This window comes from Candidatus Rokuibacteriota bacterium, from assembly GCA_016188005.1.
Classification (GTDB): Bacteria; Methylomirabilota; Methylomirabilia; order Rokubacteriales; family CSP1-6; genus UBA12499.
This window is the reverse complement of the sequence record JACPIQ010000051.1, coordinates 1-16,688: the sequence shown is the minus strand read 5'-3', so window position 1 is coordinate 16,688 and position 16,688 is coordinate 1. Positions and strand designations below refer to the sequence as shown.

The 16,688-nt window shown below is 73.3% G+C and carries 14 protein-coding genes; 7 read left to right on the top strand and 7 right to left on the bottom strand.

Translation table 11 applies throughout. The annotated features are described in order from the left end of the window. Positions 1–45 precede the first annotated feature (45 nt). The 4 genes from HYV93_10010 to HYV93_09995 all read left to right on the top strand — a co-directional run bounded on the left by HYV93_10010 (position 46) and on the right by HYV93_09995 (position 4,577). Positions 46–1,452 carry a formimidoylglutamate deiminase gene (locus HYV93_10010; GenBank protein MBI2526305.1) on the top strand — a complete coding sequence of 469 codons (1,407 nt, stop codon included), beginning with the start codon at positions 46–48 and terminating at the stop codon, positions 1,450–1,452. 16 nt (positions 1,453–1,468) lie between these two features. Further along, positions 1,469–2,212 (top strand): menaquinone biosynthesis protein, encoded by a 744-nt coding sequence (locus HYV93_10005; GenBank protein MBI2526304.1) that lies wholly within the window; start codon positions 1,469–1,471, stop codon positions 2,210–2,212. Positions 2,213–2,224: 12 nt separating this feature from the next. After that, positions 2,225–3,061, top strand: coding sequence for a methyltransferase domain-containing protein (locus tag HYV93_10000; protein MBI2526303.1), 837 nt, complete (start codon positions 2,225–2,227; stop codon positions 3,059–3,061). 184 nt (positions 3,062–3,245) lie between these two features. Next, complete coding sequence (locus HYV93_09995; GenBank protein ID MBI2526302.1) at positions 3,246–4,577, top strand: M20/M25/M40 family metallo-hydrolase; 1,332 nt, start codon at positions 3,246–3,248, stop codon at positions 4,575–4,577. Between the two features lie 66 nt (positions 4,578–4,643). Here the strand turns inward: HYV93_09995 and HYV93_09990 are convergent, their stop codons facing one another. Genes HYV93_09990 through HYV93_09980 form a run of 3 tightly spaced genes read right to left on the bottom strand, consistent with a single transcriptional unit; the run spans position 4,644 to position 8,945 of the window. Further along, positions 4,644–6,620, bottom strand: coding sequence for a hypothetical protein (locus tag HYV93_09990; protein ID MBI2526301.1), 1,977 nt, complete (start codon positions 6,618–6,620; stop codon positions 4,644–4,646). Next, the gene (locus HYV93_09985; protein MBI2526300.1) at positions 6,617–7,975 is read right to left on the bottom strand and encodes a DUF58 domain-containing protein; all 1,359 of its coding nucleotides are present in this window, start codon (positions 7,973–7,975) and stop codon (positions 6,617–6,619) included. Before HYV93_09985 ends, HYV93_09990 begins: the two co-directional genes overlap by 4 nt. A gap of 19 nt (positions 7,976–7,994) precedes the next feature. Further along, a complete protein-coding gene (locus HYV93_09980; protein ID MBI2526299.1) occupies positions 7,995–8,945 on the bottom strand; it encodes a MoxR family ATPase in 951 nt (316 codons plus the stop codon). Positions 8,946–9,107: 162 nt separating this feature from the next. Between HYV93_09980 and HYV93_09975 the strand changes: the two genes are divergently transcribed. Beyond that, a complete protein-coding gene (locus HYV93_09975; GenBank protein MBI2526298.1) occupies positions 9,108–9,734 on the top strand; it encodes a gamma carbonic anhydrase family protein in 627 nt (208 codons plus the stop codon). 18 nt (positions 9,735–9,752) lie between these two features. Here HYV93_09975 and HYV93_09970 read toward each other — a convergent pair whose 3' ends face one another. From HYV93_09970 to HYV93_09955, 4 genes are all read right to left on the bottom strand, one after another. Next, positions 9,753–10,721 (bottom strand): response regulator, encoded by a 969-nt coding sequence (locus tag HYV93_09970; GenBank protein MBI2526297.1) that lies wholly within the window; start codon positions 10,719–10,721, stop codon positions 9,753–9,755. Between the two features lie 73 nt (positions 10,722–10,794). Continuing rightward, positions 10,795–13,086 carry a pyruvate dehydrogenase gene (locus HYV93_09965; GenBank protein MBI2526296.1) on the bottom strand — a complete coding sequence of 764 codons (2,292 nt, stop codon included), beginning with the start codon at positions 13,084–13,086 and terminating at the stop codon, positions 10,795–10,797. Continuing rightward, positions 13,086–14,726, bottom strand: coding sequence for a DHA2 family efflux MFS transporter permease subunit (locus HYV93_09960; GenBank protein ID MBI2526295.1), 1,641 nt, complete (start codon positions 14,724–14,726; stop codon positions 13,086–13,088). Before HYV93_09960 ends, HYV93_09965 begins: the two co-directional genes overlap by 1 nt. A gap of 4 nt (positions 14,727–14,730) precedes the next feature. Then, complete coding sequence (locus HYV93_09955; GenBank protein MBI2526294.1) at positions 14,731–15,984, bottom strand: HlyD family secretion protein; 1,254 nt, start codon at positions 15,982–15,984, stop codon at positions 14,731–14,733. A gap of 206 nt (positions 15,985–16,190) precedes the next feature. Here HYV93_09955 and HYV93_09950 point away from each other — a divergent pair, with 206 nt between their 5' ends. Together HYV93_09950 and HYV93_09945 are read left to right on the top strand one after the other, a co-directional pair. Next, positions 16,191–16,421, top strand: a complete 231-nt coding sequence (locus HYV93_09950) for an MscL family protein (protein ID MBI2526293.1) — start codon at positions 16,191–16,193, stop codon at positions 16,419–16,421. A gap of 48 nt (positions 16,422–16,469) precedes the next feature. Further along, positions 16,470–16,688, top strand: a 219-nt coding sequence (locus HYV93_09945) for a hypothetical protein (protein MBI2526292.1), incomplete at its 3' end; no start/stop codon positions are given.

Sequence of the window (16,688 nt, the reverse complement as noted above, 5' to 3'; positions counted from 1 at the left end):
GGGTGCTAGTGTCCTGTCCCAGGGTCTGGAGCCAAGGACCCCGAGATGCTCGCTTGTGCCCCGACCACCGCCGAATCGAAGACGGGAGCGATGAAGGCCTACCGCGCGGATCACCTGCTGGGGGAGACCGGCTGGCTCTCCCCCGGGTTCGTCGCCGTGGCATCCGACGGGCTGATCGCCGCCGTGGGAGAGGCGCCCATCGCCGGCGCCGAGCGCATCGCGGGCTACGTCGTCCCGGGCATGCCCAACCTCCACTCCCATGCCTTCCACCGGGGGCTCGTGGGGTGGGGGGACCGCCTGGCCCCCGGCGTCGCCGTCGAGACCCTCTGGTCCTGGCGCGAGACCATGTACCGGTTCATGCGTGCCCTGGAGCCCGAGGACCTGGAGGCCCTCGCCGCGCAGGCCTATCTCGACATGGTGCGCGGCGGCTTCACCAGCGTCGCCGAGTTCCACTACGTTCACCATCAGCCGGACGGCCGGCCCTACGCGAACTCCGCGGAGATGGCCGAGCGGATCGTGGCCGCCGCAGGCGCCGTGGGCATCGGCCTCACACTGGCCCCGGTGCTCTACGCCAGCGGCGGGATCGGCAAGCCCGCGCAGGAGGATCAGCGTCGCTTCCTCCTCGACCTTGACGGTTACCTCTCGCTGGTGGAAGCCGTGCGGCGACACGGGACGGTGGCGATCGCCCCTCACAGCCTCCGCGCCGTCCCCGCCCGGCTCCTCCTCGCGCTCCTCGCGGCCGCGCCGGAGGGGCCCGTGCACATCCACGCCGCCGAGCGCACGGAGGAGGTGGAGGAATGCCGCGCCGGGCTCGGCGCACCCCCTGTGGAGTGGCTCCTGGCCAATGCCGGCGTCGATCAGCGCTGGACCCTCGTGCACGCCACGCATGTGACCGACGCCGAGCGCGCGGGGCTGGCGCGGACCGGCGCCGTCGCGGGCCTCTGCCCGCTCACCGAGGCCAACCTGGGCGACGGGCGCTTCCCCCTTCGCGGCTACCATCGGGGTGGCGGTCGCTTCGGCATCGGCACCGACGCCAACACGCTCATCGCGGTGGCCGACGAGCTGCGCATGCTCGAGTACGGTCAGCGCCTCCACCACCGGCTGCGCAACGTGGTCGTCACGCCCGGGGACGAGGCGACCGAGAGTCCCGGCCGCGTCCTCTTCGACGCCGCGCGCCGCGGCGGCGCCCAGGCGCTGGCGCAGCCGGTGGGCGCCATCGCCGCCGGCCGCCGCGCCGATCTCGTCGTCCTCGACCCCAAGGCGCCCGCCCTCCTGGGCCAGACCGAGCGCACCGCGCTGGACGCCTGGGTGATCTCCGGGGGCATGGCCGGCGCCAGCCCGGTACGCGACGTGATGGTCGCCGGCCGCTGGGTGGTGCGCGACCGGCACCACGAGGCGGAGGAGAGGATCCGGGAGCGCTTCGTCGCCGTCATGCGCCGCCATCACAGCTAACCGGAGGACATCCCTCATGCTCCGCATCGGCCACATCCCCTACCTCAACTGCGAGCCGTACTTCATCCACCTCGCCGGCGTCGAGCTGATCTCGGAGACGCCTCGCGCCCTGGGCCAGGCCATGGCCGCGGGTGGGCTGGACGCCGCTCCGCTGTCGCTCATGGACGCCCTCCGCCTCGAGCACCTGCTCGTGCCGCTCCCCTTCGGCATCGCCAGCCGTGGCCCCGTCCGCAGCGTGCTCCTCTTCTCGGACCGCGCCCCGTCCGATCTCGACGGCGCGGTGATCGGCGTGACGGACGAGACGGCGACCTCCGTGGAGCTGCTCCGGGTGCTGCTGGCGCTCAAGCACGAGGTGACACCGCGGGCCTGGGTGGGTCCGCAAGAGCCCTACGATGCCATCCTCCTCATCGGCGACAAGGCGATCCGCGAGGCCAAGACCGGGCGCCCCTGGAAGCACGTGCTCGACATCGCGGGCGACTGGCACGAGTGGACCGGCCTGCCTTGCGTGTTCGCCCGCTGGAGCATCCGGGCGGCGGTGCCCGCGGTCGAGCGGGACAGCTTCGCCCAGGCGCTGGGCGCGGCGCTTGGCCGCGGGATGGAGAGCATCCCGGCCATCGCCGCGCGGCGCCGCGACACGGGCTTCGACGAGCGCGAGGTCGCCGCCTACCTGCGCAACTTCACGTACCGCTTCGGTCCCGACGAGGACCGCTCCATCGCCGACTTCCGCCGCCTCCGCGGACAGCTCGACGCGCGCCGCTGAAGGTCAGAGCCCATGGCGCCGCCTGACGCGCTGAAGGACGAGGTGACGCGACACTATGCCAGGGGCGACCTGGCCAGCGTCATCCTCACCGCCCTCACGGGCGCCGGGAAGGACGTCGAGCACCTCACGCCGGAGGACCTGGCGCCGATCGACGAGTTTCACGTCCGCGGCCGGAAGGCGACGCTCGAGCTGGCTCGCGCCGCCGGGCTCGAGACGCGCCAGCGCGTGCTGGACGTGGGCAGCGGCCTGGGCGGGCCGTCGCGGTGCCTCGCGCGTGAGTTCGGCTGCCAGGTCACGGGCATCGACCTGACCGACGAGTACTGCCGCGTGGCGAGGCTGCTCGCGGAGCGCACGGGGCTCGCGCATCTCGTGACGTACCAGCAGGGCGATGCCCTGGCCCTCCCCTTCCCCGATGCGGCCTTCGATCTCGTCTGGACCCAGCACGCCGGCATGAACATCCCGGACAAGGCGAGGCTCTACCGGGAGATCTTCCGGGTGCTCACGCCCGGGGGCGCGCTGGCACTCTACGATGTGGTCGCCGGCTCCGGGGGCGAGGTGGTCTTTCCCGTCCCCTGGGCCCGCTCGCCGGAAACGAGCTTCCTCGTCGCCCCCGAGGCCCTGCGGCGGTTCCTCGAGGCCAGCGGCTTCACGATCGACAGCTGGGAAGATACGACGGCGGCCGCCGCGGCCTGGTTCGCGGGGCTGGCCAGGAAGGTCCGGGAGACGGGCCCGCCGCCGCTCGGCCTGCACCTGGTGCTGGGACCGGACTTCGCGGCCATGACGCGGAACCTGAGGCGAAACCTCGAGGAGGGACGTATTCGTGTCCTTCAGGTCGTCGCGCGCAAGTGACGGATCCCGGTCCACCGCGGCGCTTCAGGGGGCATCCCCGCCATGATTGACTGGCCCGCGTTCGACCGGCTCCTGGCCTCGCGCCGCCGCGCCATCGTCGGGGACTTCATCCCCTTCCTCCGCCTGGAGTCGGTGAGCCAGGAGCGCGAGCGCGTCCGCGCCTGCAGCGAGTGGCTCGCCCGCCATGCAGGCCCGCGGCCTCGAGGCCCGCGTCATCGAGACCGGCGGCAACCCCGCCGTCTTCGGGGAGCGGCGCGTCCCGGGCGCCCGCCGGACGCTCCTCCTCTACTGCCATTACGACACGAAGCCGGTGCCGCCGGACGGGTGGCTGCAGCCCTCGCCGCTCGAGCCCGTCTTCCGCCGGGGACTGGCCGAGGAAGGGGCGCCGACGGTCGCGCCCGCGGCCATCGCCGACGAGGATCTCGGGCAGTATCGCCTCTACGCGCGTGGGGCCTCCGACGACAAGGGGCCGATCTGGGCGCATCTCTGGGCCCTCGAGCTGATGGACGCCTCCGGCATCGCGCCCGCGGTGAACGTGAAGTTCGTCTTCGACGGCGAGGAGGAGATCGGCAGTCCCTGCTTCGGCCCCTTCACCGAGGCGCACCGGGAGCTCCTGGCGGCGGATCTCGTCCTCGTCACCGACGGGCCCAAGCACGACAGCGGCCGCCCCACCGTCTCCGGCGGCGCCCGCGGCGTCCTGACGCTCGAGCTCATGCTGGAGGCGGCGCGGCGCGATGTCCACTCGGGCAACTTCGTGGTTCCGAACCCGGCGTGGGCGCTCAACGGGCTGCTCGCCTCGATGGCGGCGCCGGACGGCACCCCGCTCATCGAGGGCTTCGAGGCGGAGGTGGCCCCGCCCTCGGCGGCCGAGCGGGAGATGCTGGCCCGGATCCCGGTGGACCGGCCCGCGCTCGAGCGCGAGCTCGGCGTGCGCGTGCCGGCGGACTACCTCGAGCGGCTCATGTTCCATCCGACGCTCAACATCCGCGGGCTTGCCAGCGGCTTCACCGGCAAGCAGGCCAACACCATCGTCCCGCACCGCGCCTCGGTGTCCATCGACGTCCGCATGGCCAAGCACCAGCGGCTGGAGACGATGTACCGGCGCCTCGTCGAGCACATCCGGGCTCAGGGCTTCGAGGTCATCGAGGGGGCGGAGACACCGCTGCCCGACGCGCTCCGGGGGCGGGCCATCCGCGTGGTGGGAAAGGGGGGCTACGATCCGGCGAAGACGGCGCTGGACCTGCCCATCTGCCGCGAAGTGATCGCAGCGGTGGAGCGGGCTCACGGCGGCGAGCGGGCCGTGCTCCTGCCGACGCTCGGCGGCAGCGTACCGCTCTGGGCCTTCACCGATCTCCTCGGCCTGCCGACCCTCGTCCTGCCCTATGCCAATGCCAGCAACCGCCAGCACAGCCCCAACGAGCACCTTCGCCTCGACCACCTCTTCCAGGGCATCCGCACCACCGCCACCCTCCTCACCTGCCTCACCTGGGGTCAGGTCTTGCAATCCGACACGTAGCTGGGGCCCCACCACTCTTGCGCTCCCTGAGACACCTGCCAATGTCGAAATGCAAGACCTGACCCCCTACTGGGCGAGCCAGTCGGTGACGTCGTGGCGCAGCTGCTCCCGCTCCGCCGCGGAGAGCCCGGCGGGGTCGAAGCGGTAGCGATAGTGCAGCCGCAGCACGCGCGGGAGCCTCGCGGCCGCGCGGCTCATCTCGGGCGCCTGGCCGATGCGCTCGATCCAGTGCGCCAGGGGCTCCCACTCCTGGCGTCCGAGCCCGAGCCGTCCGAGCCGCTGCTCGATGAGGTAGAACTCCGAGTCCTGCCCTGCCCGCGATGCCGGGGCCGAGGCCAGGGTCGGCGCGGGCGGGAAGCGCCTGACCCGCTTGCGCGAGTAGATGCGCCAGGCCAGCAGCAAGACGAGCGGCACGAGGAGCCAGCCAAGCCACCCGGCGACGCCCTCCCGCCCCTCCCCATATCGCCACCGCGAGAAGAGGTACATACCCCAGGCCCAGACATCAGCCGCCGGTTGCCAGAACGAGGCCTGCGCCGCCTCCTCCTCGGCCCACACCGCCGGCGTCGTGTCCACATCCCGCCAGGCCCCGCCCGTCCAGGCCAGCGCCCAGGAGTGGGCGTGGCGCTGGCGCAGGACGTAGGCCTTCTCGAGGGCGCTCCACTCCCCGACGGCGAAGCCCGTGACGTAGCGGGTGGGGATGCCCCCCGCGCGGAGCAGGAGCACGGTGGCCGTGGCGAAGTACTCGCAGTGCCCCGCGCGGGAGCGCAGCAGGAACTCCTCGAGGGGGCTCGCCTCCCGCTCGCGCCCGGGCCGATAGGTCGAGTAGCGGAAGCCCCGCGCGAAGAAGTCCACGACGGCCCGCACGGCCTCTGGCGGCGGGAGCGAGCGGAGCCCGAGCTGGGCGGCCACGGAGGAGAACACGGGGACCTCGCGCGGAGTGATCAGGAGATCCGCGTCGGTCGGGGGGTCATCGAGCGGCGCGCTGGCACCTGCCAGCGCGGTGTAGGTGACGAGCCCCAGCCCCTCGTCCACCTTCACCGCGCCGAGCCGGTTGCGCTCCAGCCGCCCGACGGTGAGCCGCCGGATCTCGAAGGCGCCGCCGGGGAGGGCGAGCACGCCGCGCCCTCGCCGGAGCGCGGTCGCGATCGTCACGGTGCGCGGCGCCGGCGCCGCCGGGCCGAGCTTCCACGTGGTGCCGTCGGCCTCGGAGTGGATCCGGCTGAAGCCCGGGTCCACGGCCAGCCACGCCGGCGCGCTGTAGATGTTGTAGGTCGCCTCGCGGAGCAGCCGCGGCGGGGGCTCGGGGCCCTCGGGGAGGACGCGCAGGACGATCCGGTCGGAGAGCTTCAGCGTGCCGAGCTGGCCGATGGCGGTGCTGGCCCGGAACGGGTCCGTGTCCCGGCGGATCCACTCCGACACCCACTCGAAGGCCGTGGCCTCGACGACCCGCTGGAGGGAGTGGAGCCCGACCTGACCGCCCCAGCCCCCCACCACTGCCGCCAGCAGGAGTCCCGCCCAGCCGGCCGGCGAGGCCCAGCGCGGCCGGTTCGCCCACAGCGCCCAGGCGGCCGAGGCACAGAGGCCCGCGTAGAAGACCCGGGTCCCCACATTGGCCGCGCTCGCCGCCAGGATCACGAGCGCCAGATACGGGTAGCCGAGGTCCACGAGGCGGCGCTGCCCGTCGCCGTCCGCCTCCGCGCGCTTCCGCTGGCTCCAGAAGAACATGCGCGGATCGACCCCGCCGGCGGTGCTGTAGACCTGGGCCGCCAGCAGCGGGAGCAGGACGAGCGGGAGCCACTGGACGAGCAGGGTGAGCGCCCGCGGCGCCTCGCGCGTGGCCCCGAGGTAGACGACGATGCCCGCGAAGACGAGGCTCGACAGGTCGGACACGCGGTTGAAGTCGCCCCGGGACAGCTCCCAGCGCCAGCGGACCAGGCGCGCGCCCTCGAGCAGCAGCGCGGCGGCCACCGCCGGGAGCAGGAGACCCACCTGCCACCCCCAGAAGAGAAGCGCGGCGCCGACGAGCAGCCGGGGCGTCCTCACAGCCGCCGGAGCCCCTCGGCGATGCGGCCCACCTGGAGCCGGTGGACCGCCGCAGCACCCGCCGGCCGGGCCGGGAGCGCCGCACGGTCCGGCGCGGGGTCGTCCCCGTCGCCGAGCACGAGGACGAGGGTCGGGATCGCCAGCGCCTCGAGGCGCCCCACGAGGTCACGCCGCTCCTCGTCCCACGCGAGCAGCACGCAGACGCAGCCGCTGAGCGAGGCGTGGCGCTCCAGCACCGCGTCGCGGAGCACCCGGAAGGAGCCGGCCGTGGCCGGCTCCACGCAGGCGAGGATCTCGAGCATGCGGTCCGCATGGGCCAGGCCGCGCCCCGCCGTGAAGCAGTACGCCTCCCCGCCCACGACCATGAGGTCCAGGAGGGCGTCCTGCGTGGGCGCCGCGCAGGCGAAGGAGGCGGCCACGGACACCGCCTCCTCGAAGCGCGCGCCGGGCGCCGGACCGGTGAAGGTGTCGAGCACCAGCGCGTGCCGGACGAAGAACTCGTCCTGGTACTCCCTGACCACGGGCCGGCCGGCCCGCGCCCAGCTCTTCCAGTGGATCCGCCGCAGCGGGTCGCCGGGCCGGTAGTCGCGCAGCGACACGAACTCCTCCGAGTCTCCCACCGACGCGGCCAGCGCCACGCCGCCCTGCTGGTGCTTCCGCGTCCCGGGTAGCGCGAGCGCCGGCACGGGGTAGCGGCGCGGCAGCACCAGCACCGACTGCGGGGCCGGCACCGTGACGCGCGCCCGGAAGAGGCCGAGAGGATCGGGGCGCGCCAGCGTCACCCCCGTGAACCGCAGCGGCCCGCGCCGGAGCGGAATGATCTCGACCCTGGCCTCCCCTTCGCCGCGCGGCGAGAGCGCCGGCACGGGCACCTCGGGGATCCGGGCGCGCTGGTTCCGCCGCACGAGCCATATCCAGCGCGGGTAGCCCACGGTGCGGTCGAACCAGTTGCGCCGCTCCTCCCCCGGCTCGCGCGCGCGCAGGAGCTCCTGGAAGCCGGGGCGCGGATCGGCCGTCTCCTCCACGAGCGCGAGCCCGGGCTGCGCGCGCGCGGTCTCGTTGCGGATCGCGACACGGTAGGCGAGCGGCTCTCCGGCCGTGGCGAAGCGCGGCAGGAGCCGCCGCACCGCGAAGCGGCCCCGGAAGGAGAGGCTCGCCGCCATGGCGACGCCGAGGAGCGCCGCGAGGAAGGCGAAGAGCTGGTAAGCCTGCGTGCGGGTCGTGTCCAGGCCGACCACGGCGGCGGCCGCCGCCGCCCCCAGCGCCAGGAGCCCGGCCCCGGTGAAGCGCCGGCGGATCCAGCGCTCGGCGGCATAGGTGAGGCCGAAGGCGCGGAAGAGCAGCCGGCGCGTCACGCCCGGAGGCCGCCCTCGGCTACGCGGGGACGGGGATCGTCTTCACGATCTCCTCCACCACCCGCTCCGCCGTGACTCCGGAGAAGCGCGCCTGGGGATCCACCACCATGCGGTGGGCGATGACCGGCACGGCGAGCTCCTGCACGTGCTCCGGCGTGACGAAGTCGAGCCCGTCCAGGAGGGCCAGGGCCTGGGCGGCCTTCATGAGGGCGATGGAGGCGCGCGGGCTGGCGCCGAGCGAGACGCCCGGCGCCCGCCGCGTCTCGCGGACCAGATCCACGACGTAGCGCCGGAGCTCGGCGGCGATGCGGATCTCGGCCGCGCGCGCGCGGAGCGCCACCGTGTCCTCGGTGGACACGCAGGGCGTGACTGCGTCCACCGGGTGCGCCCGCTCCTGCGCCGAGAGGATCGCCACCTCGTCCTCGGCCCCCACGTAGCCGAGCCCGAACTGGAGCGCGAAGCGGTCCATCTGGGCCTCGGGGAGCGGATAGGTGCCGCGGAACTCCACGGGGTTCTGGGTGGCGATGACGAAGAAGAGCGCCCCGAGCCGATGCGTGGTGCCGTCCACGCTGATCTGCCCCTCGGCCATGGCCTCGAGCAGCGCCGACTGAGTCCGGGGCGAGGCCCGGTTGATCTCGTCGGCGAGGAGGATATTGGTGAAGATGGGGCCCTGGTGGAAGTGGAAGGCCTGATCGCGCTGGTCGAAGACGGAGACGCCCAGGATGTCCGACGGCAAGAGGTCCGGCGTGAACTGGACGCGCTTGAAGCGGGCGCCGATGGAGCGGGCCAGCGCCTTGGCGAGCGTGGTCTTGCCCGTGCCGGGGTAATCGTCCAGCAGGACGTGGCCGCCCGAGGCGAAGGCGGCCAGGAGCTTCCGCGTGGAACCGGCCTGCCCCTTCATCACCCCCCCGATGCTGGCGGCGAGCCTCCGGCAGACCTCCTGGGCGGGGAGCAGCTCCGCATGGGGCATGTCAGCAGGTAGCATGCGGCCCGGTCCGGGCGGCGTCAAGGCGCCGCTCCAGCGCGCGGCGCGCCGACCCGCGGCCCGTCCCCGGGCACGCTACAATAGGCTCGCGCACCCACCGACCTGTCAGCGCGCGCGCCCCGCCGGGAGCGCCGGGAGGGCCACAGCATGCTCATCGAGCACGACGGCAGGCGCCCCAGGATCCACGCGACCGCCTACATCGCTCCCACGGCCACCGTCGCGGGAAACGTCGTCGTCGGCCCCGAGTGCCGCGTCCTGTTCGGCGCGACGCTGACGTCGGAAGGGGGCCCGGTGGTGCTGGGCTCGCACTGCATTGTGATGGAGGGGGCGGTGGTCCGGGGAACGCGCATCCACCCCCTGCACATCGGGGATCACGTGCTGGTGGGTCCGCGCGCCTACCTGACGGGATGCACGGTGGAGGAGTGCGTGTTCCTGGCCGCCGGCACGACGGTCTTCAACGGGGCCACGATCGGGGCGCGGGCCGAGGTGCGCATCAACGGCGTCGTGCACGTGGGGACGCGCGTGGCGGCGGACGCCGTGGTGCCCATCGGCTGGGTGGCCGTCGGCGATCCCGCGGCCATCCTGCCGCCCCACGAGCACGATCGCATCTGGGCCATCCAGGAGGCGCTCGATTTCCCCGGAACGGTGTTCGGGCTCGAGCGCGCCCCGTCGGGCGAGACGATCATGCCCGAGCTGACCCGGCGCTACTGCCGGGCGCTCGGGCGGCACCACGCCGATCGCATCCTGGGCCACCACGCCTCCCCCGACCTCTGACCCGCCGGCCAGGCGCAGTCAGCGGACGCGGTCGGGGCCCAGGTCCTCGAGCACCTCGACGAGGGTGGTGACGATGCGCGGCTCCCAGTAGCCGGCCTCCGTTTCCCGGAGCAGGATCGCCACCGACTCGGCGTGGGAGAGCGCCTGCTTGTACGGCCGCGCCGTGTGGAGCGCGTCGTACACGTCCACCACAGCCATGATGCGCGCCCCCAGCGGGATCGCCGCGCCCGCGAGCCCGTCCGGGTAGCCCGTGCCGTCCATCTTCTCGTGGTGATGGCGGATGATCGGCCGCACGTCCTCCAGCGTCCTGAGCCCCTGCACCAGATCGGCCCCGGCGCCGGCATGCGTCTGGATGATCTGGCGCTCCGCGGCGGTGAGCGGCCCCGGCTTGAGGAGGATGCCGTCCGGCACCGAGATCTTGCCGAGGTCGTGGAGATAGCCGGCGAGGGCCAGCGCCCGAAGCGTCGCCTGGTCCACGCCGAGGGCATGCCCCAGCGCCACGGCGTACTTCCGGATCCGCTCGCAGTGGCCGGCCGTGTAGGGATCGCGGGCCTCGATCGTGAGGCCGAGGCTCGTGATCACGCCCTCGGCGCGCTCCAGCTGGTCCAGCAGCTGCTTGACCCTGAGCAGCGCCGCCACACGCGTCCCCAGCTCCAGCAGCTCCACGGGCTTGCCGAAGAAGTCGTCGGCCCCCGCGGCCAGCCCGGCCACGCGCGCCTCGAGATCGGAGACCCCGGTGAGGATGACGACGGGGATGAGCTCCCAGCGCGGATCGGCCTTGAGGCGCGTGCAGAGATCGACACCGCTCATGGCACCCATGTGCACATCCGTGAGGACGAGATCGGGGCGCGCCGTGTCGAGCACCGCCAGGGCCGCCGGAGCGGAGTCGGCGGTGAGCACCCGGTAGTCGAGCGCCGCGAGGGACTCCGACAGGGTCTCGCGCACGTCCGGGTCGTCATCCACCACGAGGATCGTCGGCTGCTCCATGGGACTCTTCTCCTCGCGCGGGGTCGCGCCCATGGATTATCCCACGGCCCGCCGGGCGGGCACGCCCCGAGGACTACCGTCCGAGGAGGGTCAGCGCGGCGCGGGCAATGGCCGGCGGGTCGATGCCGTAGTGGCGGTAGAGATCCTGGCGGGTGCCCGACTGACCGAAGTGATCCACGCCCAGGGGAATCTGCGGGACACCGAGAGCCGCGCCGATGAAGGCGAGGCCGTGGGAGTGGCCGTCGAGCACCGACACCACGGCCACGCCCTCCTCCTCGGCGGACACGAGCTCCTCCAGGTACGGGCGCGGCGCGCGCGCCCCCCGGTAGAGGAGGTCCGGGCTCGTGGCGGCGAACACGCTGGCGTACACGCCCTCCGCGCGGAGCGCGCGGCTCGCCGCCACGGCCTCGGGGACCATCACGCCCGCGGCGAAGAGGTGGACGGCGTTGACCTCGGGATCCCAGCGGGGGTCGGCGCGCCCGTCCACGAGGCGGTAGCCGCCGCGGAGCACGCGGGCGCGCTGCTCGTCGGTGGCGGGCGGCGCCAGCGCCTGCGCCACCGGCTTGGTGGACAGCCGCAGGTAGAGGCTCTCGCCGCCCTGCCGCGCGGCCATCCTGCGCATGGCATCCAGCAGGATCCACTCGACCTCGCAGGCGAAGACGGGTTCGTGGTAGACGATCCCGGGCAGCCCGATGCCGATCCCCGGCGTGATCACCGACTGATGCGCCCCGCCCTCGGGCGACAGACTCACCCCCGAGGGCGTCGCCACCACGATGAACTGGGCGCCCGAGTAGAGCGCGTGGTAGAGGGCGTCGAGGCCGCGGGTGACGAAGGGATCGTAGAGCGTCCCGACGGGGAAGAGGGTCACGCCCGACAGCGCGCGTGTGAGCCCGAAGGCGCCGAGCGCGAGGAAGAGGTTGTGCTCGGCAATCCCGATCTCCACGTGCTGCCCCGCCGGCGATTTCCTCCACTGCATGGCTCGGGGGGCCTCCACCGCGGGCTCGCGCTTGCCGCTGGGCGAGTAGACGCCCTTGCGGTTGATCCAGCCGGCGAGGTGCGTGGTGACGGCCACGTCGGGCGACAGGGTGACGAGGCGGTCACCGGCCGGGAGCCGGGCGAGGGCCCCCAGCACCCGGCCGAAGGCCTCCTGGGTGGAGGCCTCCGCCGGATACGACTCCCCGAGCCGCTCGGGAACCTCGATGGCCTCGCTCCGCGGCGGCGGCGAGAAGAGCGCCGGCCGCCCCCGGATGAGCGCCGCTTCCCGGCTCTCCGGCGGAAAGGCCTCCCACTCGCCCCCCGGCGCGATGCCGGAGGCAGCGCGGAGCGCCTCGACCTGCGCCGGGGTCAGGAGCGCGCCGTGATTGCCGGGATCGGCGGCCAGCGGGAGCCCCCATCCCTTGATCGTGTCGGCGAGGATCACCGAGGGGCGGTCCCGCTGGCGCTCCGCCTCGCCGAGCGCCGCCAGGATGGCAGCCAGGTCGTGGCCTCCGACATCGCCGCAGAGCGCCGGCAGCTCGTCGTCGGCGACCCGGCTCAGCAGCCCCTCGATGACGGCGTCGGGCATGCCCCTGGGGGAGGTCACGAGCAGCTTGCGGGCGGCGGCGGGCGGGCAGCGCAGGAGCGCATGGTACTCGGGACCGGACATGCCCTCGAGCCGCCGGCGCAGCCGGCTGCCGCCGGGTGACTCGAACAGCGCCCGGAGCCTGCCGCCCCAGCGCAGCCGGACCACGTGCCAGCCATTGGCCGCGAACATCCGCGCGAGCTGGTGCCGGCGTCCATCGGGCGCCACGCGGTCCAGGCTCTGGCGGTTGAGGTCCACGATCCAGAGAAGGCTGCCGAGCGTGGCCATCGACTCCTCGAGGAGCGCCTCCCAGACATTGCCCTCGTCCAGCTCGGCATCGCCCACCAGCGCGATGAAGCGGGCGGGGTGGCGCACCCCGAAGTGATCGCCCAGGTAGCGCGTGGCCAGCGCGCCGAAGCTGGCGGCCACGGCCCCGAGCCCCATGGACCCCGTGGAGAGGTCCACGATCTCGGGGTTCTTCCTGCGGCTCGGGTAGGCCTGGAGGCCGCCGAAGGCGCGCAGCGTCCCGAGCGCCTCCCGCGGCAGCCGGCCCAGGAGGTACTGGATCGCGTAGAAGGCCGGGGCGGCATGCGGCTTCACCGCCACCATGTCCCCCGGCCGGAGCGCGTGGAAGTACAGCGCGGTGAGCAGGCTCGTGAGCGAGGCCGAGGAGGCCTGGTGGCCGCCCACCTTGGTCCCGTCGGGGTTCGGGCGGAGGACATTGGCGTGGTGGACCATCCAGGTGGCGAGCCAGAGCACCCGTCGCTGGATGCTGTCGAGGAGGCCGAGATCGGCGGCGGGCATCACTCGACGACCACGTGCGGCGCCGGGCCGGGCGCGGCGGCTCGCGGCCCCCGTGGCGGCGGGCCTCCGGACCCCGGACCTCCGTCCCCCGGGGCAGCAGGGTCCACGCGCACGCGGCGCATGAGCGGGATGAGGAACGGAATCACACAGAAGAGGATCGTCAGCACCCAGAAGTCGTCCATATAGGCGAGCACCTGAGCCTGGCCGACGGTGTCGTGGTAGAGCATGGCGAGCGCGCGCTGCTTCGCCGTGAAGGTGTCCGCCCCCTGGGCGACGAAGTGCTGCGTCCACGCCGCCAGGCGCGCGGCGGTCTCCGGGCTCCAGACGTCCACGTGGGCCGCGAGGGTCGCCTGGTGGACCTGGCTCCTGCGCGACAGGAAGGTCGTGGCGAGCGCCACCCCGGTGCTGCCGCCCAGGTTGCGGAGCACGTTGAAGGCGGAGGTGGCATTGCCCAGCCGGTCCTTCCGGATCGTGGCCAGGGTGAGCGTCGCCAGCGGCACGAAGATGAACCCGAGGCCGAACCCCTGGAGGAAGCGCGGCCAGACGAGCGCCCAGTAGTCCATGCCCAGCGTGAGGGAGGTCATCCAGTAGAGTCCCAGCGCGTTGAGCAGGCAGCCCGCCGTGAGCAGGAGCCGCTGGTCCATGCGCGCCACGAGCTGGCCGGCGGCCAGCAGCGAGAGCAGGTTGCCGACCCCGCCCGGCGCCAGCACCATGCCGGCGGTCCAGGCGTCGTAGCCCATGAGCTTCTGGGTGTAGAGCGCGACGAGGATCATGCTCGCGTAGAGCCCGAAGCCCACCATGGCGATGACGGTGCTGCCGGCGGCGAAGTTCCGGTCGGCGAAGACCCGGAGATCGAGGATGGGCTCGCGGGTCGTCAGCTCGCGGAGGAGAAAGCCCGCCAGCGCCAGGACCGCGACGACGGCGAGCGTCACGATGAAGCCCGAGTCGAACCAGTCCTCGCGCTCTCCGCGGTCGAGGACGAGCTGGAGGCAGCCGAAGCCCGCCACGATCAGCACGAGCCCCAGGACGTCCACGCGCCCCGGCTTCCTCAGATACGCGGGATCGAAGAGGAAGACGCTCGCCATGAAGAAGCCCAGGAACCCGATGGGCAGGTTGATGTAGAAGATCCAGCGCCACGACCAGTTGTCGGCGATCCAGCCGCCCAGCGTCGGTCCCAGGATGGGCCCCATCATGATCCCGATGCCCCAGACGGCCATGGCCGTGCCCCGCTCCTTCAGCGGGAAGGTCTCCCAGAGGATCGCCTGCGACAGCGGGATCACGGGGCCGCCGCCGATGCCCTGCAGCACGCGCATGGCGATCAGGAAGGCCAGGTTCGGTGCCAGTCCCGAGAGGAAGGAGGAGACGGTGAACAGTGTCGTGCAGATGAGGAAGAAGCGGCGGCGGCCGAGGAGCCCGGCCAGCCAGCCTGTCGCGGGAATGATGACGGCGTTGGCCGCCAGGAACGAGGTGATGACCCAGGCCACCTCCTCCACGCCGGCCGACAGCGATCCCTGCATGTGCGGGAGGGCCACGTTGGTCACGCTGGTGTCGAGGATCTGCATCACCGCCACCAGCATGATGGACAGCGTGATGAGCCACTTCCGCGCCGCGGAGACGTGCGCCTCGGCTGGAGGCTGCATGCCCCTACTTGACCTTGATCGTCACCACCGCGGACATGCCGGCGCGGAGCGGCCGGGGGTTGCCCACCTCCGTGGCGTCGAGGCGGATCTTCACGGGGACGCGCTGGACCACCTTCACCCAGTTGCCGGTGGCGTTCTCCGGGGGCAGGAGCGAGAAGCGCGAGCCGGTGCCGGCGCTGAGGGAGTCCACGGTGCCGTGGAGAGTCTTGCCCGGATACCCGTCGATCTCCACCCGGGCGGGCAGGCCCGGCCGCACGCGCGCGAGCTGCGTCTCCTTGAAGTTCGCCACCACCCAGACCGCATGGAGCGGCACGATGGCCAGGAGCGGCTGACCCGCTTGCACCACCTGCCCCACCTCCACGCTCTTCTTCGCCACGACGCCATCGGCGGGCGCGCGCACCTCGGCGTACCCGAGCTGCAGCTCGGCCAGCGCCAGATCGGCCCGCGCCTCGGCCAACCGCCCCTCGGCCCGGCCCAGCTCGGCCTCCTTCACGGGCACCTGGTGGCGCTGCCCCTCGGCCCGGCCGAGCGCTGCGCGGCTCTCGGCCACGCGCTCGCGCGCCTGCGCCACGGCCAGCCGGCGCGAGGCCAGCTCGGCCTCGGCCTGCTGCGCCTCCTTCTCCGTCTGGGAGAGCCGCCGGCGCGTCGCCTCGAGGACGGCATCCACGGCCTGCGCCGCCGACTCGGCCTGGTCGAAGTCGCGCACGGCCACGTAGCCGTCGCGCGCCAGGCGCCGCATGCGGTCCATCTCGCGCGCCCCCTGCCGGGCGGCGCTCTCGGCGCCCGACACATCGGCGCGCATGGCGGCCACCGCGGCGCGCCGGGCCTCGAGCCGCGCCTGCGCCTCGTCCACGGCCGAGGCGGCGCTCTGCTCGGCCACGCGCGCGGCCTCCAGCGCCGCGCGCGCCTCCTCGCCCTGTGCGCGCGTGACCTCGCGCGCCAGCGGCAGCTCCGCGCGCGCCGCCCGGTGGCTCGCCTCGGCCACGGCCACGGCCGCGCGAGCCTGATCGCGCCTGGCCTGATAGTCGCGCGGATCGATGCGGAACAGGAGATCGCCGGCCTTCACCGCCTGGTTGTCGGCCACGGCCACGGCCAGCACATGCCCGGTCACCTTGGCGCTGACGGGGGTGACGGCGCCCTCGACATAGGCGTCATCGGTGGAGATGCTGGAGAGCGAGTCGTACCACGCGCGGGCCCCGTAGGAGAGGGCCCCCAGCAGGACGAGGACGGCGATGCCAACCAGGAGCTTGCGGCTCATCGATGTGCCCGCACACAGGCACTCTATGCCACGCGGGGACCCCCGGCAATCCCCCGAACGCCCCAGTGGCACCCGGGCGACGCGCCACGCGAGCGGCAACGCGCGCTCGGAGAGGGCGATGTGTCCACCCCGGTGCTCTTGAGTCGGTGACGATTCCACCCTATAATCCTGCCAGCGCCGGGTGCGCGGAAGGACGAGCGGTCGCAGTGTGGAAGGGGTTCCGGGAGTTCGCCGTGCGTGGCGACGTCGTCGATCTCGCCGTTGCCGTAAGGATCGGCGGCGCCTTCCGAAAGACCGGCGCGCCCTTCGTCAGCGATATCCTCATGCCGTCCATCGTCACCTCCTCGATCTCCATTGCCCGTCGCAGCTCCGGTGAACGCGGAAAGGGGATCTCGGCGTACTGCGCCGTGGAACCGGATGGGGAGCGGGCGCGTTGAAGATCTGGAAGACATGACGGCGCCGAGCACACCCTGAGGAGACATCCCATGGAGAGATGGCGGCCGCGCCCGCTCGTGGTCCTGATCGTGCTAGGAGTGACTGCCGTGACGCCCGCGACCGCGCAGACCCCGCCGCGCCCGCTCAGCGACGCGGAGTGCCGGGTGGCGCGCGAGCGCCTGGCCGGGCATGCGCGGCTGTCCGAGGGCGTGCGGCGTGCCGTCGCCGCGCGGGCGGCCGCCACGCCGGCGCAGCCGGCTCCCGTCGCG

Excerpts from the sequence above, each read along its gene's own strand:
- HYV93_10010 (MBI2526305.1), top strand. The coding sequence starts at position 46 with ATGCTCGCTTGTGCCCCGACCACCGCCGAATCGAAGACGGGAGCGATG.
- HYV93_10005 (MBI2526304.1), top strand. The coding sequence starts at position 1,469 with ATGCTCCGCATCGGCCACATCCCCTACCTCAACTGCGAGCCGTACTTC.
- HYV93_10000 (MBI2526303.1), top strand. The coding sequence starts at position 2,225 with ATGGCGCCGCCTGACGCGCTGAAGGACGAGGTGACGCGACACTATGCC.
- HYV93_09995 (MBI2526302.1), top strand. The coding sequence starts at position 3,246 with ATGCAGGCCCGCGGCCTCGAGGCCCGCGTCATCGAGACCGGCGGCAAC.
- HYV93_09980 (MBI2526299.1), bottom strand. The coding sequence starts at position 8,945 with ATGCCCCATGCGGAGCTGCTCCCCGCCCAGGAGGTCTGCCGGAGGCTC.
- HYV93_09975 (MBI2526298.1), top strand. The coding sequence starts at position 9,108 with ATGCTCATCGAGCACGACGGCAGGCGCCCCAGGATCCACGCGACCGCC.
- HYV93_09970 (MBI2526297.1), bottom strand. The coding sequence starts at position 10,721 with ATGGAGCAGCCGACGATCCTCGTGGTGGATGACGACCCGGACGTGCGC.
- HYV93_09965 (MBI2526296.1), bottom strand. The coding sequence starts at position 13,086 with ATGCCCGCCGCCGATCTCGGCCTCCTCGACAGCATCCAGCGACGGGTG.
- HYV93_09960 (MBI2526295.1), bottom strand. The coding sequence starts at position 14,726 with ATGCAGCCTCCAGCCGAGGCGCACGTCTCCGCGGCGCGGAAGTGGCTC.
- HYV93_09955 (MBI2526294.1), bottom strand. The coding sequence starts at position 15,984 with ATGAGCCGCAAGCTCCTGGTTGGCATCGCCGTCCTCGTCCTGCTGGGG.